The sequence below is a fragment of the Pseudomonas fluorescens genome (genome assembly GCF_001708445.1).
GTDB lineage: Bacteria > Pseudomonadota > Gammaproteobacteria > Pseudomonadales > Pseudomonadaceae > Aquipseudomonas > Aquipseudomonas gorinensis.
Genome location: NZ_CP015637.1, coordinates 5,388,930 through 5,412,490, shown reverse-complemented (window position 1 = coordinate 5,412,490; position 23,561 = coordinate 5,388,930). Strand labels below are relative to the sequence as shown.

Genomic DNA, 23,561 nt, shown 5'->3' with positions numbered 1-23,561 from the left:
TCATGAGTCTTAAATGGGTTGATGTGCAAGAAATCGCTATCCTGTTGGCCGACGGCAACCCGGATATGGATCCCTATTCGCTGAACTTTGTTGCTTTGCGTGACATGGTCATGGCCTTGCCAGGTTTTGACGATGAGCGTGATCGCGGTGGCGAAAAGGTTTTGGAAGCTATTCAGACAGCCTGGAAAGAAGAACAGGACTGACGCCTCCCTTACGCAGTTAGGCAATACCCAAGAACCCGCGTATAATTCGCGGGTTTAATTTTTCGTAAATTACCGTTTCTGGAGTTACACCATGGCTGTTCAACGTACTTTCTCCATCATCAAGCCTGACGCTGTTGCAAAAAACGTCATCGGCGAGATCACCACTCGTTTCGAAAAAGCCGGCCTGAAGGTTGTAGCTTCGAAACTCAAGCAACTGTCCAAGGCTGAAGCTGAAGGTTTCTACGCTGAGCACAGCGCTCGTGGCTTCTTCGGCGACCTGGTTGCCTTCATGATCTCCGGTCCTGTCGTTGTTCAGGTTCTGGAAGGCGAAAACGCTATCGCTCTGAACCGCGAACTGATGGGTGCTACCAACCCTAAAGAAGCAGCTGCCGGCACCATCCGTGCTGATTTCGCTGACTCCATCGACGCCAACGCTGTACACGGTTCGGACTCCGAAGCCGCTGCTGCTCGCGAAATCTCGTACTTCTTCGCAGCTACTGAAGTAACCACTCGCTAAGCATTGGCTTAAGAGTGAAGGTGAATCCATGACTACATCGACTGTAAAAACCAACCTGCTGGGTCTGACTCAACAGGAAATGGAAAAATTCTTCGACTCAATCGGGGAGAAGCGTTTCCGTGCCGGTCAGGTAATGAAGTGGATTCACCACTTTGGCGTCGACGATTTCGATGCCATGACGAACGTCAGCAAGGCCCTGCGTGACAAGCTCAAGGCCATTGCCGAGGTCCGTGGTCCGGAAGTTGTCAGCGAGGACATCTCCAGCGACGGCACCCGTAAATGGGTGGTGCGCGTGGCGTCCGGCAGCTGCGTCGAGACCGTATACATTCCCCAGGGCAAACGCGGCACCTTGTGCGTTTCGTCCCAGGCAGGCTGTGCCCTGGATTGCAGTTTCTGCTCCACCGGCAAGCAAGGCTTCAATAGCAACCTCACCGCCGCCGAAGTCATTGGCCAGGTGTGGATTGCCAACAAATCCTTTGGCAGCGTCCCGGCGACCGTCGACCGTGCCATCACCAACGTGGTGATGATGGGCATGGGTGAGCCGCTGCTGAACTTCGACAACGTGGTTGCGGCCATGCACCTGATGATGGACGACCTGGGCTACGGCATCTCCAAGCGCCGTGTGACCCTGTCGACTTCCGGCGTGGTGCCGATGATCGATGAGCTGTCCAAGCACATCGACGTCTCCCTGGCGTTGTCGCTGCACGCACCGAATGACGCATTGCGTAACCAATTGGTGCCGATCAACAAGAAGTATCCGCTTAAGATGCTGCTCGAATCTTGCCAGCGCTATATGTCGTCCCTGGGCGAAAAGCGCGTGCTGACCATCGAGTACACCTTGCTCAAGGACATCAACGACAAGGTCGAACACGCGGTCGAGATGATCGAGTTGCTCAAGAACATCCCGTGCAAGATCAACCTGATTCCGTTCAACCCGTTTCCCCATTCTGGCTACGAGCGGCCGAGCAACAACGCCATCCGCCGTTTCCAGGATCAACTGCACCAGGCGGGCTTCAATGTCACCGTACGTACCACCCGTGGTGAAGACATCGACGCCGCTTGTGGCCAATTGGTAGGACAGGTGCTGGATCGCACCCGTCGCAGCGAACGTTATATCGCGGTGCGCGAACTGAGTGCCACCGACGATATGCCGCAAAGCGCTGCGAATCGAACCTGAGAGAGGATCTCTATGCCCTTGCGCCTTGCGCTGCTCCTGCTGGTTACCGGTCTTGCGGCCGGTTGTGTTTCATCGGGCCATGACAGCCCTTTGCAAACCGGCAAGGGCCGTGAAGAGGCGCGAGCGGCCTATGTTCAGTTGGGCCTGGGTTACCTGCGCCAAGGCATGAGCGAGCAAGCCAAGGTGCCGTTGAGAAAGGCCATTGAGCTGGACCGCGACGATGCCGACGCCAATGCTGCACTGGCCTTGGTGTTCCAGGCCCAGGCCGAGCCTGAACTGGCCGACCAGTATTTCAACAAGGCCCTGGCCTCCCGTCCTGCCGACCCACGGCTGCTGAACAACTACGGCAGCTTTCTGTTCGAGCAGAAACGCTATGACCAGGCTTCTCGTTATTTCCAGCAAGCCAGCGCCGATACCCTCTATCCTGAGCGCTCGCGCGTTTTCGAGAACCTGGGAGTGACCTCCAAGCGCCTCGGTCTGCGCGACAGCGCGCGCCAGCAGTTGGAAAAAGCCCTGCACCTGAACAGTCGCCAGCCACGAGCCTTGCTCGAAATGGCTGAGTTGTCCTACGAAGACAGGCATTATGTGCCGGCACGTGACTATTACGAGCGTTTTAGCCTGCTCAGCGGGCAAAATGCACGTAGTCTATTGCTCGGCGTGCGCCTGGCGACGGTTCATGAAGAACGCGACACGGCCGCACGTTTTGGCCAGCAACTCGAACGACTCTATCCCGGTACCCCGGAATATCAGCAATACCTGTCGGAGCAATGATGAAAGCGGCGCACCCGGAAGTTGTAGCAGCTAATCGCGTAAACCCAGGCGAGACCTTGCGTCAGGCCCGCGAAAGCAATGGTTGGTCGCTGGCAGAAGTGGCCCTCAAGCTCAATTTGACCACCACGTCCCTGGGCAACCTGGAAGCCGGCGCGTTCGACAAGCTGCCTGGGCATACCTTTGCCCGCGGCTATATCCGCGCCTATGCCAAATTGCTGGGCATCGACCAGGCCGTCCTGGTCCAGGAGTTCGACCAGTTCACCGGTACCGACTCCCAGGGCAGCAATGTCCATGGCCTGGGTCGCATCGAAGAGCCGGTGCGGGTTTCCCACACGATCTTGCGTATTGTCAGCCTGTTACTGTTGATCGCCGTCATCGGCGGTGGCTTCCTCTGGTGGCAGGACCAGACTTCCCAGCGCGGCAAGGACCTGGCCAGTAACAGCATGGAGCACGTCGAAGTCGAGAGCGCCGACGGCACCACCCAGATTCACCCGCTCGACGAGCCGGAAGACCAGGCTGTTGTCGAAGGCCAGGCTGCGCCCCAGGTGCCGCCCGCCACCGAGCAACCGATACCGGATGCAGGCACTGCAACCGCCGTAGTACCTGCTCCGGCTACACCGGCCGTTCCAAGTACCCCGGCCGTACCTGCTCATACTCCGGTAGCGCCTGCTGCCCAGGCCCATGCACCGGCTGTTCCCGCCCAGGCTCCTGCGACTACCGCCCCAGCTGCCCCGGCGGCGCCCGCGATTTCGCCGCCCACCACACCTGCGTTGATCGCGGGTGACGGGCACGTACAAATCACCTTTGTTGCTGATTGCTGGACGCAGCTCACCGATGGCAATGGCAAAGTGCTGTTCAGCGGTCTGAAGCGTAAGGGCGACACGCTCGACCAGGGCGGCAAACCACCTTTGACGCTGCGTCTGGGCTTTGCCCGTGGCGCGCAAGTGGCCTACAACGGCCAGCCTGTGGACGTGGCGCCGTTCACCAGTGGCGAGACCGCTCGCCTGAAGTTGGGACAATAGTCATGCACGGCGAATCTCCAATCAAACGTCGCGTATCGCGCAAGATCTGGGTCGGCTCGGTGCCGGTGGGTGGCGATGCCCCCATCGCAGTACAAAGCATGACCAACAGCGACACCAATGATGTCGCAGCTACCGTCGCCCAGATCAATCGTCTGGAAGCGGCTGGCGTCGACATCGTGCGGGTTTCCGTGCCGGACATGGACGCTGCCGAAGCCTTTGGCCGTATCAAGCAATTGGTCAAGGTGCCGTTGGTTGCCGACATCCACTTCGACTACAGGATCGCGCTACGCGTGGCCGAACTCGGTGTCGATTGCCTGCGCATCAACCCGGGCAACATCGGTCGTGAAGACCGCGTGCGTGCCGTGGTGGATGCTGCCCGTGACCGCGGGATTCCGATCCGTATCGGCGTCAACGCCGGTTCCCTCGAAAAAGACCTGCAAAAGAAATACGGCGAACCCACTCCTGCTGCGTTGGTTGAGTCGGCACTGCGCCACGTTGAGCACCTTGAACGCCTGAATTTCCAGGACTTCAAGGTCAGCGTAAAGGCGTCCGACGTCTTCATGGCAGTAGAAGCCTACCGCCTGCTGGCCAAGGAAATCGTGCAGCCGCTGCACCTGGGGATCACCGAAGCCGGCGGTTTACGCTCAGGCACAGTGAAATCTGCGGTGGGTCTCGGTATGCTGCTCGCCGAAGGGATTGGCGATACTATCCGCATCTCCCTGGCGGCAGACCCGGTAGAGGAAGTGAAGGTCGGTTACGACATTCTCAAATCCCTGCATTTGCGTTCCCGTGGCATCAACTTCATTGCCTGCCCGAGCTGCTCACGGCAGAACTTCGACGTGGTGAAAACCATGAACGAACTGGAAGGGCGCCTCGAGGACCTGCTGGTACCGTTGGATGTTGCGGTAATCGGTTGCGTGGTCAACGGCCCGGGTGAAGCCAAGGAAGCCCATATCGGCTTGACCGGCGGCACGCCGAACCTGATCTATATCGACGGTAAGCCGTCGCAGAAGTTGACGAATGACAATCTGGTGGATGAGCTCGAAAGACTGATCCGCCAGAAAGCGGCCGAAAAGGTCGCGGCTGACGCAGCGCTGATCGCGCGCGGCTGATTGAACGAATTTAAGGATTTGATGTGAGCAAGTCTCTGCAAGCCATACGTGGCATGAACGACATCCTGCCGGAGCAGACGCCGCTGTGGCGCTATTTCGAAGGCACTGTCGCGCGCCTGCTGGATAACTACGGTTACAAGCAGATCCGCATGCCGATCGTCGAATTCACCGAGCTGTTCAAGCGCTCTATCGGTGAAGTGACCGACATCGTCGAAAAAGAGATGTACACCTTCGAAGACCGCAATGGCGACTCCCTGACCCTGCGTCCGGAAGGGACCGCAGCCTGCGTGCGCGCCGTGCTTGAGCATGGCCTTACCGGTGGTGGCCAGCCGCAGAAACTGTGGTACATCGGCCCGATGTTCCGTCACGAGCGCCCACAGAAAGGCCGCTATCGCCAGTTCCACCAGATCGGCCTGGAGGTGTTCAACCTCGACGGTCCGGACATCGACGCCGAGCTGATCGTGCTGACCTGGCGCCTATGGGGCCTGCTGGGTATCCGCGACGCGGTCAAGCTTGAGCTCAACAGCCTGGGCACCAGCGAATCTCGCGGGCGCTACCGGGTTGCCTTGGTCGAGTACCTGTCCGCCCACCTGGACAAACTTGACGAAGACAGCCAGCGCCGTCTGAAGACCAATCCGCTGCGCGTCCTCGATACCAAGAATGCCGACACGCAAGCCGTACTGGTCGACGCGCCAAAAATGGCCGACTACCTGGACGACGAGTCCCGTACGCACTTCGAGGGCCTCAAGGCTCGCCTGGACGCGGTGGGTATCCCCTACGTGATCAACCCGAAACTCGTACGCGGCCTCGATTACTACAGCAAGACCGTATTCGAGTGGGTCACTGACAAGCTCGGCGCCCAGGGCACCGTGTGCGCCGGTGGCCGTTACGACGGCCTGGTCGAGCAGATGGGCGGCAAGCCGACCACTGGCGTGGGGTTTGCCATGGGCATCGAGCGCCTGATCCTGTTGCTCGAAACCCTGGAACAGGTCCCGGAAGAAATCTCCCGTCAGGTGGACGTGTACCTGTGCGCCTTCGGCGAGGCCGCCGAACTGGCTGCCCTGGCCCTGAGCGAAAAAGTGCGCGACCAGCTGCCGAACCTGCGCCTGCAGGTCAATGCCGGCGCGGGCAGCTTCAAGAGCCAGTTCAAGAAGGCTGACAAGAGCGGTGCGCTGTATGCACTGATCCTCGGCGATGACGAACTGGCCCAGCAAGTGATAGGTTTCAAACCCCTGCGTGGCCAGGGTGAGCAACAGAACATTGCCTTCGATGCGCTCGCCGCGCACTTGGCCACCTGCGTCGTGCAGGGTTGAAGCTGTCGAACAGCCGAATTTAGCGATTAAGGAGTATTGGGGTGTCGAGTACTGATGATGAGCAGTTGGCCGAGTTCAAGGACTGGTGGCAGCGTAACGGCAAGCCCCTGGTTACCGGTGGCCTGCTGGCTTTAGTGGTGGTGTTCGGCTGGCAAGCCTGGCACAAGTATCAGGCCAACCAATCCCAAGGCGCCTCGATCCTCTATCAGCAATTGCTGGAAACCACCCTTACGCCGGACGGCAAGCCCGATCCTGCACAGGTGGCTGACCTGGCAAGCAAGCTGAAGAACGAATTTGGCGGCAGTACCTACGCCCAATACGGCAGCCTGTTCGTCGCGAAAGTCGCGGTCGATACCGGCAAGCTGGACGATGCAGCCGCTGAACTGAAGGCCGTCGCCGACAAGCCGACCAACCCGACCCTGGGTGAAATCGCACGTCAGCGCCTGGCCCAGGTATTGGCGGCACAGAACAAGGCCGACGAAGCACTCAAACTGCTCGACGGCGATGCTGACAAGGCATTTGTAGCCACTCGCGAAGAGCTCAAGGGGGACCTGTTGGTCCAATTGGGTCGTACCGACGAAGCCAATGCTGCGTACCAAAAAGCCAAGGCGGCGCTGTCTGATGAAGCGGCGGTCGGTGGCTTACAAATCAAGCTCGACGACTTGGCCAAAGGGGATGCGTGACGTGATCCGTTGGAAACATGCAGCATTGCTGGCTCTGGCCGTTCTGGCCGCGGGTTGCAGCAGCAACAGTAAAAAAGAACTGCCTCCGGCCGAGCTGACCAGCTTCAAGGAAGAAGTCGTCCTGCAAAAGCAATGGAGCCGCTCCATCGGTGACGGCCAGGGCGAAACCTACAACATGTTGGTACCGGCAATCGACGGTGACAACATTGTGGCGGCTGACGTGACCGGCGTGGTGATCTCCATGGATCGCCTGAACGGCGACGTGAAATGGAAGAAAGACCTGGAACTGCCTGTGTCCGGCGCCGTAGGCGTGGGTTACGGCCTGGTGATGCTCGGCACGCTCAAGGGCGAAGTCGTGGCGCTGGACTCCAGCACCGGTGAAGAGAAATGGCGCGCTCGCGTGACCAGTGAAGTCCTCGCACCGCCTGCTACCAACGGCGATATCGTCGTGGTGCAAACCCAGGACGACCGTGTGATTGGCCTCGACGCCAGCACCGGCGCACAGCGCTGGTTGTATGACAGCACCCCTGCGGTGTTGACCCTGCGCGGTACCAGTGGTCCGGTTGTGACCAACAATCTGGCCGTTGCAGGCCTGTCGACCGGTAAAGTGGTCGCCCTGGACACCCAGAATGGCGTACCTGCGTGGGAAACCCGCGTGGCTATCCCGCAAGGTCGTTCCGAGCTGGATCGCGTCGTGGACATCGACGGCGGCTTGCTGCTGTCGGGTGAAACCCTCTACGTCGCCACTTACCAGGGCCGCGTTGCCGCGCTGGACCTTCAGAGCGGTCGCATCAACTGGCAGCGTGATGCTTCCAGCTACGCGGGTGTCGCCCAAGGGTTTGGCAGCGTCTACGTAAGCCTGGCGTCCGGTACTGTTGAAAGTGTCGACGAGCGTTCCACCACTGCGCTGTGGAGCAATGACTCCCTGGCTCGCCGTCAACTGTCGGCACCGGAAGTGTTCTCCAGCTATGTAGCGGTAGGCGATTTCGAAGGTTACCTGCACCTGCTGAGCCAGGTGGACGGTCGCTTTGTAGGTCGTGAGCGTATCGACAGCGATGGCCTGCGTGCCCGTCCGCTGGTCGTGGGTAACATGCTTTATGTGTTTGGCAACAGCGGCAAGCTGGAAGCCCTGACCATCAAGTAAAGGTTTGACTATGCTTGGGGTTACCCCCAGGCGGCCCTGCTTCATTGCTTACTGTAGGAGCGAGCTTGCTCGCGAAGGACGTCAACGCTGACGCGGTTTTTCCGGATAAACGCGGCGTCCTCAGGTTTTTCGCGAGCAAGCTCGCTCCTACAGGAATCGGTGTCGGGCAGGGTATGTGGCATTTCAAATGCCGCCCCGAGCACCAGCCGCTGCCTTGCAGCGGCTTTTGTATTTTCTGAAATAACGAAGTGGAGAGCCGCATGGTTCCCGTAATCGCCCTGGTGGGCCGACCTAACGTCGGCAAGTCCACCTTGTTCAACCGCCTGACCAGGACTCGCGACGCCATCGTCGGCGACTTGTCTGGTCTGACCCGTGATCGCCAATACGGTGAGGCAAAGTGGCAAGGGCGCTCCTACATTATTGTCGACACCGGTGGTATCTCCGGTGACGAGCATGGCATGGACGAAAAGATGGCCGAGCAGTCGCTGCTGGCCATTGAAGAAGCCGATGTGGTGCTGTTCCTGGTGGATGCCCGTGCGGGCTACACCGCTGCCGACCAGATGATTGGCGAGCACCTGCGCAAGCGCAACAAGCGTTCCTACGTGGTCGCCAACAAGATCGACAACATCGATCCTGAAATGGCCCGCGCCGAATTCAGCCCAATGGGCCTGGGCGACGCGATCCCGATCGCGGGTGCCCACGGTCGCGGTATCACCCAGATGCTGGAAATCGCCCTGCGCGATTTTCCTAAGGATGACGCCGAGGAAGAAGAGGGCGAAGAAGAGATCGTCGCCGAAGGTGAGGAAGCCAAGCGCATTCCTGGCCCGAGTGAAAAAGACGGTATCAAGATCGCCATCATCGGCCGCCCGAACGTCGGCAAGTCGACCCTGGTCAACCGCATGCTCGGTGAAGACCGGGTTATCGTCTACGACCAGCCTGGCACCACCCGCGACAGTATCTACATCCCGTTCGAGCGTAATGACGAGAAGTACACCCTGATCGACACCGCGGGTGTGCGCAAGCGCGGCAAGATCCACGAGGAAGTCGAAAAGTTCTCGGTGGTGAAAACCCTGCAGGCGATCAAAGACGCCAACGTGGTGATCTTCGTGATGGACGCCCGCGAAGGCGTGGTGGATCACGATCTCAACCTGCTGGGCTTCGCCCTGGAAGCCGGTCGGGCACTGGTGATCGCGATCAACAAGTGGGACGGCATGACGCCGAGCGAGCGCGATTTCGTCAAGATCGAGCTGCAACGTCGGCTGTTCTTCGTGGAGTTCGCCGATATCCACTTTATCTCGGCCCTGCACGGCACAGGCGTGGGTAACCTCTACGCCTCGGTACAGAACTCGTTCAAGTCCGCGGTCACCCGTTGGCCAACCAACCGCCTGACCCAGATCCTGGAAGATGCTGTTGGCGAGCACGCGCCGCCGATGGTCAACAACCGCCGGATCAAATTGCGTTACGCCCACTTGGGTGGTGCCAACCCGCCGATTATCGTGATCCACGGTAACCAGATCGAGAAGGTGCCGAAGTCCTACGTGCGTTACCTGGAAAACACCTACCGCCGTGTCTTGAAGCTGGTCGGTACGCCGATCCGCATCGAGTTCAAGGGTGGCGAGAACCCATACGAAGGCAACAAGAACACACTGACCGACCGTCAGGTGAACAAGAAGCGTCGTTTGATGACTCACCACAAGAAGGCCGACAAGAAGCGCCGCGACAAGCGCTGATTTCGTCGTCGAAAAAAAGGGCTCTCGACGAGCCCTTTTTTGTGCGCGCAGGTTTGAGCCTTGACCCCATGAGGCTGGCAGCTTAAAACTTGAGGCTCACCTGCAGGGGCCTCCGATGATCAACAGCAAGCTGCCAAATGTCGGCACGACCATTTTCACCACCATGTCGCAACTCGCTGCCGAAACTGGCGCGCTCAACCTGTCCCAGGGCTTTCCCGATTTCAATGGCCCCCAGGCTTTGCTCGATGCCGTGGGCAAACACGTTGCCAGTGGCCACAACCAATACGCACCCATGACCGGCCTGCCGGGCCTGCGTCAGCAAGTGGCGGCCAAAATCGCCCGCAGTTATGGCGCCACGGTCAACGCCGACAGTGAAGTGACCATCACCCCTGGCGCCACGGCGGCCATCTTCTGCGCGATCCAGGCCGTGATTCGCAGCGGCGACGAAGTCATCGTGTTCGACCCGTGCTACGACAGCTATGAACCTTCGGTCGAGCTGGCCGGTGGTCGCTGCGTGCATGTGCAACTGAACCTGAAAGACTTCACCCTCGACTTTGAAAAGATCCAGGCTGCGCTGTCGCCCCGCACGCGCATGATCATCCTTAACACACCGCACAACCCCACTGGCGCGCTGATCAGCCGTGCCGAGCTGGACCTGTTGGCGGCACTGATCCGCGACCGCGATATCTACCTGGTCAGCGATGAGGTCTACGAGCACCTGGTGTTCGATGGCGTGCCCCACATCAGTGTGCTGGCCCACGAAGAGCTGTACTCGCGTGCTTTCGTGGTCAGCTCCTTTGGCAAGACCTACCACGTCACCGGCTGGAAAACCGGCTATGTGGTCGCTCCCCCGGCCCTGACAGCCGAACTGCGCAAGGTGCATCAATACGTCAATTTTTGTGGCGTCACCCCGTTGCAATACGCGCTGGCCGACTTCATGGCTGAACACCCGGAGCACGTCGACGAACTGCCAGCGTTCTACCAGGCCAAGCGCGATCTGTTCTGCGACCTGCTGGCAGCGTCCCGATTCAGCTTTACCCGCGTCACCGGTACCTACTTCCAGCTGGTGGATTACTCCCGTATTCGTCCTGACCTGGATGACGTCGCCATGTCCCTGTGGATGACCCGCGAACACGGCGTGGCAACCATCCCTGTCTCGGTGTTCTACCAGAACCCACCCCAAGGCCAGCGCCTGGTGCGCCTGTGCTTTGCCAAACGCGAGGAGACGCTGCGGCAAGCAGCCGAAAAACTATGCGTGATCTGACTGTATTACCGAACCTGAATATCGCCCTGGTCCAGACCACCCTGGCCTGGCACGACCGCCAGGCGAACCTTGAGCATTTTGATCTGCTGCTGGAACAGGCACGGGGCGCCGACCTGATAGTGCTGCCGGAGATGTTCACCACCGGTTTCTCCATGGACTCACAAACCCTCGCCGAGCCGGAAAACGGCCCCACCCATCACTGGATGCAGGCCCAGGCGGCAAAATACAGTGCGGTGATCACTGGCAGCGTGATCATCCAGGCCGCCGATGGCAGCCACCGCAACCGTCTGTTATGGGCGCGGCCGGATGGCGAGGTGTTGCACTACGACAAGCGCCACTTGTTCCGCATGGCCGGCGAACACCATCACTACACGCCCGGCGAGCGCCAGGTGCAGTTCGAGCTGAAGGGGTGGCGGGTTCGTCCGTTGATTTGCTACGACCTGCGCTTCCCGGTATGGAGCCGCGATGCCCAGGACACCGACCTGTTGCTGTACACCGCCAACTGGCCGGGAGCGCGGCGTCTGCACTGGAACCGGTTGTTGCCGGCGCGGGCGATCGAGAACCTGTGTTACGTGGCGGCGGTGAATCGGGTGGGTACGGATGGAAAGGGTTTCGCTTATACCGGCGACAGCCAGGTGCTGGACTTCCAGGGTGAGACCTTGCTGAGCGCAGGGGAGGCGGACGGGGTGTTCCAGGTGCGCCTCGATGCAGCTGAACTGGCGGCTTACCGCACGCGGTTTCCGGCGAACCTGGATGCCGATACCTTTGAGTTGGTCTGATAGACCGCTATCGGGGCAAGCCCACTCCCACACTTTGATTTGTGAATACATTCAAAATGTGGGAGGGGGCTTGCCCCCGATGAGTCCCTGACAGGCCACCCCAATCTGAAACTCAATAAAAAGGCCCCTGGATTCTCACCCAGGGGCCTTCTTCATTACGGCGCTAAGGTTTACGCCGCTTTCGCTTCCAGCTGGCTCAACGAGCGGTTCAGCGCGCTGAACACGGCCTTGAAGCTGGCGGTGGTGATGTTTTCATCAATGCCCACGCCATGCACTGGACGCTCACCGTTCACGCGCAATTCAATGTAGGCCGCTGCCTTGGCATTGGTGCCTGCACCGATCGCGTGTTCGTTGTAGTCCATGATCTCCACCTTGATCGGCAGGGCGGCGACCAGTGCTTCCAGGGTGCCGTAGCCCTTGCCCTGCCAACGCAGGTTGGTTTCGCCCTGGCCTTTGCCCGAGACTTCCACTTCCACGGTGCTGTTGCCGTTCTCTTCCTGCAGGCGATGGCTGACCAGCGCATACGGGGTGTTGGCTTGCAGGTATTCGCGCTGCAGCAAGGCGTAGATCTGCGGTGCGGTCATTTCCAGGCCCACGCGGTCGGTTTCGGCCTGTACCACCTGGCTGAATTCGATCTGCATGCGACGTGGCAGGCTGATGTCGTATTCCTGCTCCAGCAGGTAGGCGATGCCGCCTTTGCCCGACTGGCTGTTCACCCGGATCACTGCCTCGTAGCTGCGGCCGATGTCGGCCGGGTCGATCGGCAAGTACGGCACTTCCCACAATGCGTCGGGTTTCTGCTGGGCGAAGCCCTTGCGGATTGCATCCTGGTGAGAGCCGGAGAACGCGGTATGCACCAGGTCGCCCACATACGGGTGACGTGGGTGTACCTGGATCTGGTTGCACTCTTCGACGACTTTGCGCACGCCGTCGATGTCGGAGAAGTCCAGCTCAGGATTGACGCCCTGGGTGTACAGGTTCAGTGCCACGGTAACCAGGTCGACGTTACCGGTACGTTCGCCGTTGCCAAACAGGCAGCCTTCGACGCGGTCGGCGCCGGCCATCAGGCCCAGCTCGGTGGCGGCGACGCCGGTACCACGGTCGTTGTGGGTGTGCAGGCTGATGATCACGCTGTCACGACGGTTGATATGGCGACCGAACCACTCGATCTGGTCGGCATAGATGTTCGGCGTGGCGCATTCCACAGTGGCTGGCAGGTTGAGGATCATCTTGTGCTCGGGCGTTGGGTTCCACACCTCGATCACGGCATCGCAGACTTCCTTGGCGAACTCCAGCTCAGTGGCGCTGAAGGTCTCCGGGGAGTATTCGAAGGTCCACTGGGTTTCCGGCTGCTGGGCGGCGTATTTGACGAACAGCTTGGCTGCGTTGACGGCGATGGCCTTGATGCCGTCCTTGTCCTGGTTGAACACGATGCGGCGGAACGACGGCGACGTGGCGTTGTACAAGTGCACGATGGCTTTCTTGGCGCCGCGCAGGGATTCGAAGGTGCGTGCGATCAAGTCTTCACGGCCCTGGGTCAGCACCTGGATGGTGGTGTCCTCGGGGATGTGGTTGTCTTCGATCAGGGTGCGCACGAAGTCGAAGTCGGTTTGCGATGCGGCCGGGAACGAGGCTTCGATTTCCTTCACGCCGACAGCGACCAGGGTCTTCCAGAAGCGCAGCTTCTTCACCGCGTCCATCGGTTCGATCAGCGACTGGTTGCCATCGCGCAGGTCGGAACTGCACCAGATCGGCGCGGTGGTGATGGTTTTCGATGGCCAGGTGCGGTCCGGAATATCGATGGTCGGAAACGCGCGGTACTTCGAAGACGGGTCTTTGAGCATGCTCATCGGGAAATCCTTTGTTGTAGGGGCCGAGAAAAGGCGGCCTGCCGTAGAACTGTTTTTGGGGATAAAGCTAAAGACGAGGCAGATCGATTCAGCCTGGCAGTCGTGCGCTGACGAGGCACAGGCTGCGGTGCTGGCGGAGCTGAATGAGGGTGTGAGAGGTTTTCATAAGCCCAACCCTAACCTCAGGGGTGAAAGATGGCAAGCAGTCGATAAAAATTGAGAGAAGTTCTTCTATTGGCGCGTGAAACGAGATTTTATGGTTGGAATCTGTCCTTGGCCTATTTTTAATTGCGCGCCGATTATCGGGCGCGCAATTGAGCCATTCAGGGCTGGAAGGCGCCGATAAAGATCGCCGGATCGACCCTGGCATCGTTGAGGCTGACATTCCAATGCATATGCGGCCCGGTCGCACGGCCCGTCGAGCCCACCTTGCCCACCACTGCGCCGCGTACCAGTTGCTGGCCCACCTTCACGTCGATCTTCGACATATGGCAGAACATGCTGATAAAGCCCTGGCCGTGGTCGACGAACACGGTATTGCCGTTGAAGAAGTAGTTGCCGACCAGAATCACCTTGCCGTTCGCCGGTGTCTTGATTGGCGTGCCGGCCGGTACGGCAAAGTCCAGGCCGGAATGGGGATTGCGCTCTTCACCATTGAAGAAACGGCGCACCCCGAATTTACTCGACAGCGGGCCGTTCACCGGTTTGTCCAGCACCAGGTTGCTCGGCAGGGTCGGGCTGAAACTGCGGTAGGCCTTGAGTTGCACGGCGAGTTCGGCTTCGATGCGCTTGAGCTGCACCGGGTCGGGGTTGACCTGGCTTTTGTTCTTCAAGGTAATGCGCTGTTCCGGGTATTGCTTGTAGCCGACGATAAACGGCAGGTTGCGCCCGCCACTGCTGATGCGTTCATTGCCCGGCTTGACCGTCAGCGGAATGCCGACAATCGCCAGCCAGTTGTCCTGCTCCTTCACGACCAGTACCGGTTTGCCCTGGTACGTGGCTTTCGGCACGGTGGCTGAAGGGCCGAGTTCGACCACGGCAACCCCGCCCGGCACCGGTTTGTTCAGGGTTCGGGTGATATAGCTGTCGGCTTGGGCGTTAACGGTGAGGCACAGCAGCATCAACAGGCTAAATAGACGTGGCATCGATCAATCCAGAAGCGAAAGGGTAACGGGCGTCAGGTGGTTGTCTTCCACCCGCACTTGCAATTGGCCTTCACCGAGGCGTGCGGTCAGGCGCTGGCCTGTTTGGGTTTGTGCCGCGTTGCGGATGGCCTGGCCGCGCTCGTCCAGCAGGATGCTGTAGCCACGGCCCAGGGTCGCCAGGGGGCTGACCACATGCAGCGTCTGCACCTGGCTTTGCAGTTGCAGGCGGCGCGCCTTGAGCCCCTCGCGCATGGCGCGGGGCAGGCGTTCGGCGAGGCTGTCCAGGCGCTGGCGCAGCAGGGCCAATTGGCGGCCAGGGTGTTGGCCGGCGAGACGGGTTTCCAGGCGGATCAAACGTTCGCGACGGGTATTGAGGCTGCGTTCGAAGGCGCGGCGCAGGCGCATGTCCAGGTCATCCAGGCGCTGTGCCTGCTGGCGTAGACGCTCGCCGGGGTGGCGCAGGCGACGGGCCATGCCTTCCAGGCGCAGGCGATCGTGGGTCAGCCGGTTGCGCATCAGCATCACCAGCCGACGATGCAGGCTTTCGACCTGGCGGACCAGGTTGCTGGCGTCAGGCGCGAGCAATTCGGCTGCGGCGGAAGGCGTGGGCGCGCGGACGTCAGCCACGAAATCACTGATGGAGACGTCGGTCTCGTGGCCGACGGCGCTGACGATCGGCGTCACGCAGGCATCAACCGCCCGCGCCACGGCCTCTTCGTTGAAGCACCAGAGGTCTTCCAGCGAACCCCCTCCGCGGGCCAGGATCAACGCGTCGAAACCGCGCGCGTCAGCCAGCTTCAATGCCCGCACAATTTGCGGGATGGCTTCACGGCCCTGCACGGCCGTGGGGATCAGCGTCAATTGCACCTGCGGTGCACGGCGGCGGAACACGCTGATGATGTCGCGGATCACCGCGCCGGTGGGCGAGCTGATAATGCCGATGCGCCGTGGATGGGCCGGCAGCGGCACCTTGCGCTCGGCACTGAACAGACCTTCGGCGCTGAGTTTCTCCTTCAAGGCATCGAAGGCCAGGCGCAGCGCGCCGTCACCCGCCGGCTCCACCGTGTCGAGGATCAACTGGTAATCGCCACGGCCCTCGAACAACGAGACCTTGCCGCGCACCTTGACCGCCAAGCCGTCTTTCAACGCCTGGCGCACCCGTGCGGCATTGTTGCGAAACAATGCGCAACGCACCTGGGCGCCGCTGTCCTTGAGGGTGAAATACACATGGCCGGAGGCCGGACGGGCGAGGTTGGAGATTTCGCCTTCGACCCAGATATTGGTGAACACGTCTTCCAGCAACACCCGCGCGCGGCCGTTGAGTTGGCTGACAGTCAGGACTTCGCGGTCCAGGCCCAGACGGGCAAAGGGATCTTTAATCATGGGCGGCAGTTTATAGGCATTCGTGCAAGGTTTGACAGAATTGCTCCACCAGCGCGCTCGGCGCCTGGGGGCAGGCCAGCGCCACGGTACTCAGGCAGTCCGGGTCGGCCAGGGGTAAAAAGTGCAGACTGGCCGGGGCGATGTCTTGCATGGACTCTGGTAGCAGGGCAATCCCGAAGCCGGCCTGGATCAACTGCAACTGCGTGGTTTTGCGCGACATCACCCGCGCGGCCTTGGGGAAAAATCCGGCGCGCATGCACAGCTCGGCGGAGAGATAACTCAGGCCGCCGCGCTGGGGGTGGGGGATCGAGATAAACGCCTCATCCTTGAGCTGGGCCAGGTCGACGGCCTTGTCATTGCGCGCCAATGGGTGATTCGGCGGTACCGCCAGGAGCAATCGCTCGGTATATAAAGGCACGACGCGCACCCCTTCACGTTGGCGCAACACCGGCAAGCGCAACAGGCCGACGTCCAGGCGACCGTCGGCGATGTCCTCCAGCTGCGCTTCTGAGGACAGTTTGGCGATATCCATCGACACGCCAGGGCAGCGTTCCAGCCAGGTGCTGAGGCTTTGCAACAGCGCACCGTTCATCGGCACGGTGCTCGAATGGCTCAGGCGCAGGGTGCCGAGCTGGCCGTTACCGACCTGGGTCGCCAGGTTACTGGCCTTGTGCAGTTCGCCCAGCAGGTTGCGTGCCCGTGGGTAAAAGGCTTCGCCTGCGGCCGTCAGCTTGGGCTGGCGCGCAGTGCGTTCGAACAGTGGGGTTTGCAGCTGGGTTTCCAGTGCCTTGATCTGCCTGCTCAGGGCCGATTGCGCGATGAACAGGCGCTCGGCGGCGGCGCTGAAGCTGCCGCTGTCGGCGATCTCGACGAAGTAGCGCAGTTGGCGAGTGGAAATCACATGTCATGCCTTTTCGAGATGGGTGAGTGGCTTTGAAGATATTAGTCGCAACCCTCGCGGATGGCTAAAGTGATAGCCATCTCTTTCAAGGAATAACCCATGGGCCCGATTGAGCTGATGAGTCAGTGGTCGTTTGGCGGCGTTGATTGGCTGGTGATTGGCCTGGGTACTGCGGTGGCCTATATCGTGTTTGGCATTGCCGGCTTCGGTACGGCACTGGTGGCGGGGCCGATCCTGATTGTGTTTATGCCACTGTCGAAGATCATTCCGTTGCTGGTGCTACTGGATTTTGTCGCGGCGTTCGGCAACCTTCTGCAATCGCGACGTGAGGTGAACAAGCCGGAGTTATTGCGACTGCTGCCGTGCATGGCGATTGGCTGCACCCTGGGCGTGGTGTTTCTGCTCAACCTGCATTCCGATCTGTTGTTGCTGTTGATGGGGCTGTTTATCAGCGCCTACGCGATCTACAGCCTGGCGGTGAAAGCCCGGCCGGCGCAGCTGGCGGCAGGGTGGTCGATACCCATGGGCACGGTCGGCGGTCTGTTTGGCGCGCTGTTCGGCAGTGGCGGCTTTTTATATGCGATCTACCTGAACAGTCGTTTACCCAAGGACGCGGCCCGTGCCACTCAGAGTGCGCTGATCAGTTGCAGCACGGTGGTGCGCCTGAGCCTGTTCCTGATTGCTGGGGTGTACGCCGACTTGCCGCTGTTGATGTTGGCGTTGTGCCTGCTGCCGGCGATGGTCCTGGGGCTGTGGTGCGGGCGTCGGCTGACGATGCGTATGTCGCGCGAGGCGTTTGTGCGGTTGGTGACCTGGCTGGTGCTGGCCAGTGGGATTGCTTTGATCGGACGGTATTTGAGTACTTGACCTGATTTCTTCAGGGATTAAGCTGCCGTCCTCCCGGGCGTCATCGCGGGCAAGCCCGGCTCCCACAGTTGAGTGCATTCCAATGTGGGAGCCGGGCTTGCCCGCGATGAGGCCAGAAGCCACACCGCAGGACTCTCATGAACTCCCAAAGCATCCTTGTCCCGAAAATCTCCACCTTGCCGGTCCACGAACCGCGCGCACGGGCGATCGTGCGCTGGCTGGTGCGCAAGAACATCGTCAAGGAAGAGCTGACCACTTGCGGGCGCACCGGCAACCGCATGGCCTATGCCTTGGCCGACGGCGCCCGCGCGGTGGTGTTGCATCCCGAGGCGCTGCCGTTCAACGAGCCGGTCAATGGGTTGGAAATCATCTATAAGCGCTGCATCTATACCCCCGCCAAGGGGTTTCTCGAAGAGGCCGGCTGCCCGGAATGCCTCAAGGAAGTCGGCGAGGCGCTCTTCGAAAGCCTGGAAGACTGGATGCCTGGCCACACCGACAACTTCACCTGTCCGTTGTGTGGGCATGAAGATGACATCAATGGCTTTTTATTCCTCCAGGAATGTGGGTTTTCCAACCTCGGGTTCATCTTCAACAACTGGGCGGAGGCGGGGTTCAAGCAGAGCTTTATTGATGAGTTCGCCGACTGGTTGGATCAGAAGATGAGTTGGGTCAAAGTCGAGTTGTAGCCCTTCTATCACTATTCCCAAATATGTCAGAGTTTTACATTGAGACCTGGGGGGTGTCTGAGTATAATGGCGCGCTTCCATTTTCCCGCTCGGGAGCCCCCGCGATGCTGCGTATCAGCCAAGAAGCTCTGACATTCGACGACATTCTCCTAGTGCCCGGTTATTCCGAGGTACTTCCTAACGAAGTCAGTCTCAAGACCCGCCTAACCCGTGGCATCGAGCTGAATATTCCCCTGGTTTCCGCTGCCATGGACACCGTCACCGAAGCCCGTCTGGCCATTGCCATGGCTCAGGAAGGCGGCATCGGCATCATCCACAAGAACATGACCATCGAGCAGCAAGCTGCCGAAGTGCGCAAGGTCAAGCGTTACGAAGCCGGTGTGGTGAAAGATCCAATCACCATCGAAGCCGACGCCACCGTGCGCGACCTGTTCGACCTGACCCGCCTGCACAACATCTCCGGCGTTCCGGTGCTGCATGATGGCGACCTGGTCGGCATCGTCACCTCCCGTGACGTGCGTTTCGAGAACCGTCTTGAAGTCACCGTCCGCGAAGTGATGACGCCCAAAGAGCGTCTGGTCACGGTCAAGGAAGGCGCCGACAAGAACGATGTGCGCGAACTGCTGCACAAGCACCGCATCGAGCGCGTGCTGATTGTCGACGACAAATTCGCCCTCAAAGGCATGATGACCGTCAACGACATCGAAAAAGCCAAGGCTTACCCGCTGGCCAGCAAGGACGACCAAGGTCGCCTGCGCGTTGGCGCTGCGGTCGGTACCGGTAAAGACACCGGCGACCGTGTAGCGGCCCTGGTTGCGGCCGGTGTTGACGTGGTGGTGGTCGACACTGCCCACGGTCACTCCAAAGGCGTGATCGACCGCGTTCGTTGGGTCAAGCAGAACTTCCCTGAAGTGCAGGTGATCGGCGGCAACATCGCCACCGGCGCTGCCGCCAAGGCCCTGGCCGAAGCGGGCGCGGATGCCGTCAAGGTCGGTATCGGCCCTGGCTCGATCTGCACCACGCGTATCGTCGCCGGTGTGGGCGTGCCGCAAATCAGCGCCATCGCCAACGTCGCTGCAGCCCTTGAAGGTACTGGCGTTCCATTGATCGCCGACGGCGGCATCCGTTTCTCCGGTGACCTGTCCAAGGCCATCGTTGCCGGTGCTTCCTGCGTGATGATGGGCTCGATGTTCGCCGGTACCGAAGAAGCGCCAGGTGAGATCGAACTGTTCCAGGGCCGTTCGTACAAGGCTTACCGTGGCATGGGTTCGCTGGGCGCCATGTCCCAGGCGCAAGGTTCTTCCGATCGTTACTTCCAGGATTCCTCGGCAGGCGCCGAGAAGCTTGTACCGGAAGGCATCGAAGGCCGTGTTCCCTACAAGGGCACCCTGAGCGCCATCATCCATCAACTGATGGGCGGCCTGCGCTCCTCGATGGGCTACACCGGTAGCGCCAACATCGAAGAAATGCGCACCAAGCCTGAGTTCGTGCGGATCACCGGTGCCGGCATGGCCGAATCCCACGTCCACGACGTGCAGATCACCAAGGAAGCGCCAAACTACCGCGTAGGTTGATGCTTCCAGCAAATAGTTAAGTAACCGGGGCTGTCTTATTCAGCCCCGAGTTGTTTCTGATTCATTAGACGAGACTGATCTCATGGCCCTCGACATTCACGCCCACCGTATCCTGATCCTCGATTTCGGTTCCCAGTACACCCAACTGATCGCCCGCCGCGTGCGTGAAATCGGTGTGTACTGTGAGCTGCATCCGTTCGACATGGATGACGAAGCGATTCGCGAATTCGCACCGAAAGGCGTCATCCTCGCCGGTGGCCCCGAGTCCGTGCACGAAGCCAACAGCCCGCGCTGCCCACAAGCCGTATTCGACCTGGGCGTGCCCGTGTTCGGTATCTGCTATGGCATGCAGACCATGGCCGAGCAACTGGGTGGCAAGGTTGAAGGTTCCGAGTTGCGTGAGTTCGGTTACGCCCGTGTCGACGTGGTCGGCAAGAGCCGACTGCTGGACGGCATTGAAGACCACATCGACGCCGACGGCCTGTTCGGCCTCGACGTATGGATGAGCCACGGTGACAAGGTCACCAAGATGCCGCAGGACTTCCACATCCTGGCGAGCACCCCAAGTTGCCCGATCGCTGGCATGTTCAGTGACGAGCGTCGTTACTACGGCGTGCAGTTCCACCCGGAAGTGACCCACACCAAGCAAGGCGGCCGCATCCTGTCGCGCTTCATCCTCGACATCTGCGAGTGTGAAGCCCTGTGGACACCGTCGAAAATCGCTGAAGACGCCATCGCCCAGGTGCGCGCCCAGGTCGGCACCGACAACGTCCTGCTGGGCTTGTCCGGCGGCGTTGACTCTTCCGTGGTTGCCGCGCTGCTGCACAAGGCCATCGGTGACCAACTGACCTGCGTGTTTGTCGACAACGGCCTGCTGCGCCTGCACGAAGGTGAGCAAGTGATGGCCATGTTCGCGGAGAACATGGGCGTCAAGGTGATCCGCGCCAACGCTGAAGATCAATTCTTGAACAACCTGGCCGGCGAGTCCGACCCGGAGAAGAAGCGCAAGATCATCGGTCGCACCTTCATCGACGTATTCGATGCCCAGTCCAACAAACTGGACAACATCAAGTACCTCGCCCAGGGCACCATCTACCCCGACGTGATCGAATCGGCCGGCGCCAAGAGCGGCAAGGCCCACGTGATCAAGTCCCACCACAACGTGGGTGGCCTGCCTGAGGAAATGAACCTCAAGCTGGTAGAACCGCTGCGTGAACTGTTCAAGGACGAAGTCCGCCGCCTCGGCCTGGAACTGGGCCTGCCGTACGACATGGTCTACCGCCACCCATTCCCAGGCCCGGGCCTGGGCGTGCGGATCCTCGGTGAAGTGAAGAAGGAATACGCCGACCTGCTGCGTCGCGCCGACCACATCTTCATCGAAGAACTGCGCAAGGCCGACTGGTACCACAAGGTCAGCCAGGCATTCGTGGTGTTCCAGCCGGTGAAATCGGTTGGCGTGGTCGGCGACGGCCGTCGTTACGCATGGGTCGTGGCCCTGCGTGCCGTGGAAACCATCGACTTCATGACCGCCCGTTGGGCACACCTGCCGTATGAACTGCTGGAAACTGTCAGCGGCCGTATCATCAATGAGATCGAAGGCATCTCGCGCGTGACGTATGACGTGTCGAGCAAGCCGCCGGCGACGATTGAGTGGGAATGATCCCGCGTCCGGCATCGTCCGGAACGAGCTAGCAAGAAATAGCCTGAGGCCCGCGTAATTGCGGGCTTTTGGTTTTTTGGGTCTGGCAAATTCTGGCAGCTTTGTGCATCGCCAAGCACCGTGTTTATGTGGCATCGTACGGGGCATTGACTGAGCTAAATGCCATGTTCGGTGCTCGATACCATGTCGCCCTCGTAGGGAAGGGCATGGTATCAAATCTCATCATCAGCCCGGTTTCATTGGGTTTCGCCGTGGTGCATGAGTGCTTTTCTGAGCATGGTATTTTTTCCATGGAATCCATAACTGCCATGTTGACCGATACCAAGCTGCGTAACCTCAAACCGAAAGAAAAACTCTACAAGGTGAACGACCGCGACGGGCTGTACGTGGCCGTCACTGCCGCCGGTTCCATCTCATTTCGCTACAACTACTCCATCAACGGCCGTCAGGAGACCATCACGTTCGGTCGCTATGGAGTGGGTGGCATCACACTTGCTGAAGCCAGAGAGCGCCTGGGAGAGGCTAAAAAGATGGTTTCCGCGGGTAAGTCACCTGCCAAAGAGAAAGCCCGTGCCAAGGCGCGCACCAAAGGGGCAGAGACGTTTGATGCATGGGCTGAGAAATGGCTGCGTGGGTATCAGATGGCTGACTCAACTCGGGACATGCGCAGATCTGTTTACGAGCGCGAGCTCAAGCCGCAATTCGGTAATCAAAAATTGGTGGAAATCAATCATGAGGATCTGCGAACGCTGACTGATGCAATTGTGGAGCGTGGAGCTCCAGCGACGGCCGTGCACTCCCGCGAGATTGTGATGCAGGTGTTCCGATGGGCTATTGAGCGTGGCCAGAAGGTCGAGAACCCGGCTGATTTGGTACGTCCTGCAAGCATCGCTAAATTCGAGCCACGTGACCGCGCTTTAGGGCCTGACGAAATCGCGTTGATGTATCAGTACCTGGACCGCATCGGCACCGCCTCATCCGTGAGAGTCGCCGCTAAGCTGCTGTTGCTGACCATGGTTCGCAAAAGCGAATTGACCAACGCTACCTGGAACGAGATCAATTTCAGCGAAGCTCTGTGGACCATTCCGAAAGAGCGGATGAAGCGCCGCAACCCTCATTTAGTGTTCTTATCTCAGCAGGCTTTGGATTTCTTCATTGCGTTGAAGACGTTTGCCGGTGGTTCAGATTACGTCTTTCCCTCCCGGTACGATTCAGATTTGCCAATGAGCACCGCGACGATCAATCAGGTGCTGACGCTGACTTATCGGCTCGCGCAGAAAGAAGGGCAGCCGCTGAGCAAGTTCGGCCCGCATGATTTGAGGCGCACAGCAAGCACGCTGCTGCATGAGGCGGGTTACAACTCAGACTGGATTGAGAAGTGCCTTGCGCACGAGCAGAAGGGCGTTCGGGCCGTTTACAACAAGGCTGAATACCGTGATCAGCGTCGGGCGATGTTGCAAGATTGGGCGGATATGATTGACGAATGGACGCGTAAGAGAACACGTTCAGAGAGTTGATTGCGTTTTGCGTGATGGGGTAATCGGGAGCTGATCTAGTTTTCTCTATCAAAAAACCACATTCGTGGTTTTTTTTCTGTCCGGAAACTACCCGTTTGTGGGACACATTTTTCCTGACGTCTTTGACGAAAAAAACTCCTGAAAGAACAACGACATCGCGTTGTTTTTCTGTCCCGAAACTATACGTTTGCAGGACAGTAAGATACTGATTTTAAAGGGAATAAATCCATAAATATCTGTGGAATGCTCTGGAAATATGGGGC

The 23,561-nt window shown here is 59.7% G+C and carries 21 protein-coding genes; 17 read left to right on the top strand and 4 right to left on the bottom strand.

The features are described 5' to 3' along the window. Positions 1–2: 2 nt before the first annotated feature. From iscX to A7317_RS24010, 12 genes are all read left to right on the top strand, one after another. Entirely contained in the window at positions 3–203 is a 201-nt protein-coding gene (iscX, locus tag A7317_RS24065) for a Fe-S cluster assembly protein IscX (protein ID WP_017846180.1), read from the top strand. A 91-nt stretch (positions 204–294) separates the two neighbouring features. Next, entirely contained in the window at positions 295–720 is a 426-nt protein-coding gene (gene ndk / locus A7317_RS24060) for a nucleoside-diphosphate kinase (RefSeq protein ID WP_017846179.1), read from the top strand. A gap of 28 nt (positions 721–748) precedes the next feature. Next, complete coding sequence (gene rlmN, locus A7317_RS24055; RefSeq protein WP_024077292.1) at positions 749–1,897, top strand: 23S rRNA (adenine(2503)-C(2))-methyltransferase RlmN; 1,149 nt, start codon at positions 749–751, stop codon at positions 1,895–1,897. Positions 1,898–1,909: 12 nt separating this feature from the next. Next, positions 1,910–2,668: a type IV pilus biogenesis/stability protein PilW gene (pilW, locus tag A7317_RS24050; RefSeq protein WP_024077291.1), complete on the top strand. Its 759-nt coding sequence runs from the start codon at positions 1,910–1,912 to the stop codon at positions 2,666–2,668. After that, on the top strand, positions 2,668–3,690 hold the full coding sequence (locus tag A7317_RS24045) for a RodZ domain-containing protein (protein ID WP_024077290.1): 1,023 nt from the start codon (positions 2,668–2,670) through the stop codon (positions 3,688–3,690). The genes pilW and A7317_RS24045 overlap by 1 nt, the downstream gene beginning before the upstream one ends. Before the next feature lie 2 nt (positions 3,691–3,692). Continuing rightward, entirely contained in the window at positions 3,693–4,802 is a 1,110-nt protein-coding gene (gene ispG / locus A7317_RS24040) for a flavodoxin-dependent (E)-4-hydroxy-3-methylbut-2-enyl-diphosphate synthase (protein ID WP_024077289.1), read from the top strand. A 23-nt stretch (positions 4,803–4,825) separates the two neighbouring features. Beyond that, a complete protein-coding gene (hisS, locus tag A7317_RS24035; protein ID WP_024077288.1) occupies positions 4,826–6,115 on the top strand; it encodes a histidine--tRNA ligase in 1,290 nt (429 codons plus the stop codon). Positions 6,116–6,156: 41 nt separating this feature from the next. Beyond that, the gene (locus A7317_RS24030) at positions 6,157–6,798 is read left to right on the top strand and encodes a YfgM family protein (RefSeq protein WP_024077287.1); all 642 of its coding nucleotides are present in this window, start codon (positions 6,157–6,159) and stop codon (positions 6,796–6,798) included. Next, positions 6,791–7,942: an outer membrane protein assembly factor BamB gene (bamB, locus tag A7317_RS24025; RefSeq protein WP_069076969.1), complete on the top strand. Its 1,152-nt coding sequence runs from the start codon at positions 6,791–6,793 to the stop codon at positions 7,940–7,942. The genes A7317_RS24030 and bamB overlap by 8 nt, the downstream gene beginning before the upstream one ends. 260 nt (positions 7,943–8,202) lie before the next feature. Beyond that, on the top strand, positions 8,203–9,672 hold the full coding sequence (gene der, locus A7317_RS24020) for a ribosome biogenesis GTPase Der (RefSeq protein WP_041161016.1): 1,470 nt from the start codon (positions 8,203–8,205) through the stop codon (positions 9,670–9,672). 115 nt (positions 9,673–9,787) lie between these two features. Continuing rightward, positions 9,788–10,936 carry a pyridoxal phosphate-dependent aminotransferase gene (locus tag A7317_RS24015; protein WP_024077283.1) on the top strand — a complete coding sequence of 383 codons (1,149 nt, stop codon included), beginning with the start codon at positions 9,788–9,790 and terminating at the stop codon, positions 10,934–10,936. Beyond that, complete coding sequence (locus A7317_RS24010; protein ID WP_069076968.1) at positions 10,924–11,715, top strand: amidohydrolase; 792 nt, start codon at positions 10,924–10,926, stop codon at positions 11,713–11,715. Before A7317_RS24015 ends, A7317_RS24010 begins: the two co-directional genes overlap by 13 nt. Positions 11,716–11,885: 170 nt before the next feature. Here the strand turns inward: A7317_RS24010 and leuA are convergent, their stop codons facing one another. The 4 genes from leuA to A7317_RS23985 all read right to left on the bottom strand — a co-directional run bounded on the left by leuA (position 11,886) and on the right by A7317_RS23985 (position 16,994). Then, the gene (gene leuA / locus A7317_RS24005) at positions 11,886–13,565 is read right to left on the bottom strand and encodes a 2-isopropylmalate synthase (RefSeq protein ID WP_024077281.1); all 1,680 of its coding nucleotides are present in this window, start codon (positions 13,563–13,565) and stop codon (positions 11,886–11,888) included. Between the two features lie 323 nt (positions 13,566–13,888). Beyond that, positions 13,889–14,710, bottom strand: coding sequence for a M23 family metallopeptidase (locus A7317_RS23995; protein WP_069076967.1), 822 nt, complete (start codon positions 14,708–14,710; stop codon positions 13,889–13,891). 3 nt (positions 14,711–14,713) lie between these two features. Further along, positions 14,714–16,093 carry an exodeoxyribonuclease VII large subunit gene (gene xseA, locus A7317_RS23990; protein WP_069076966.1) on the bottom strand — a complete coding sequence of 460 codons (1,380 nt, stop codon included), beginning with the start codon at positions 16,091–16,093 and terminating at the stop codon, positions 14,714–14,716. A 10-nt stretch (positions 16,094–16,103) separates the two neighbouring features. Further along, positions 16,104–16,994: a LysR family transcriptional regulator gene (locus tag A7317_RS23985; protein WP_069076965.1), complete on the bottom strand. Its 891-nt coding sequence runs from the start codon at positions 16,992–16,994 to the stop codon at positions 16,104–16,106. Between the two features lie 99 nt (positions 16,995–17,093). Between A7317_RS23985 and A7317_RS23980 the strand changes: the two genes are divergently transcribed. The 5 genes from A7317_RS23980 to A7317_RS23960 all read left to right on the top strand — a co-directional run bounded on the left by A7317_RS23980 (position 17,094) and on the right by A7317_RS23960 (position 23,298). Continuing rightward, a complete protein-coding gene (locus tag A7317_RS23980; protein ID WP_024077276.1) occupies positions 17,094–17,861 on the top strand; it encodes a sulfite exporter TauE/SafE family protein in 768 nt (255 codons plus the stop codon). 137 nt (positions 17,862–17,998) lie between these two features. Continuing rightward, positions 17,999–18,547, top strand: a complete 549-nt coding sequence (locus A7317_RS23975; protein WP_024077275.1) for a hypothetical protein — start codon at positions 17,999–18,001, stop codon at positions 18,545–18,547. Positions 18,548–18,651: 104 nt separating this feature from the next. Then, positions 18,652–20,121, top strand: a complete 1,470-nt coding sequence (gene guaB / locus A7317_RS23970; RefSeq protein WP_017530001.1) for an IMP dehydrogenase — start codon at positions 18,652–18,654, stop codon at positions 20,119–20,121. Positions 20,122–20,203: 82 nt separating this feature from the next. After that, on the top strand, positions 20,204–21,781 hold the full coding sequence (guaA, locus tag A7317_RS23965) for a glutamine-hydrolyzing GMP synthase (RefSeq protein ID WP_024077274.1): 1,578 nt from the start codon (positions 20,204–20,206) through the stop codon (positions 21,779–21,781). 308 nt (positions 21,782–22,089) lie between these two features. Further along, the gene (locus A7317_RS23960; RefSeq protein WP_069077454.1) at positions 22,090–23,298 is read left to right on the top strand and encodes a tyrosine-type recombinase/integrase; all 1,209 of its coding nucleotides are present in this window, start codon (positions 22,090–22,092) and stop codon (positions 23,296–23,298) included. The last annotated feature ends 263 nt before the right edge of the window (positions 23,299–23,561 follow it).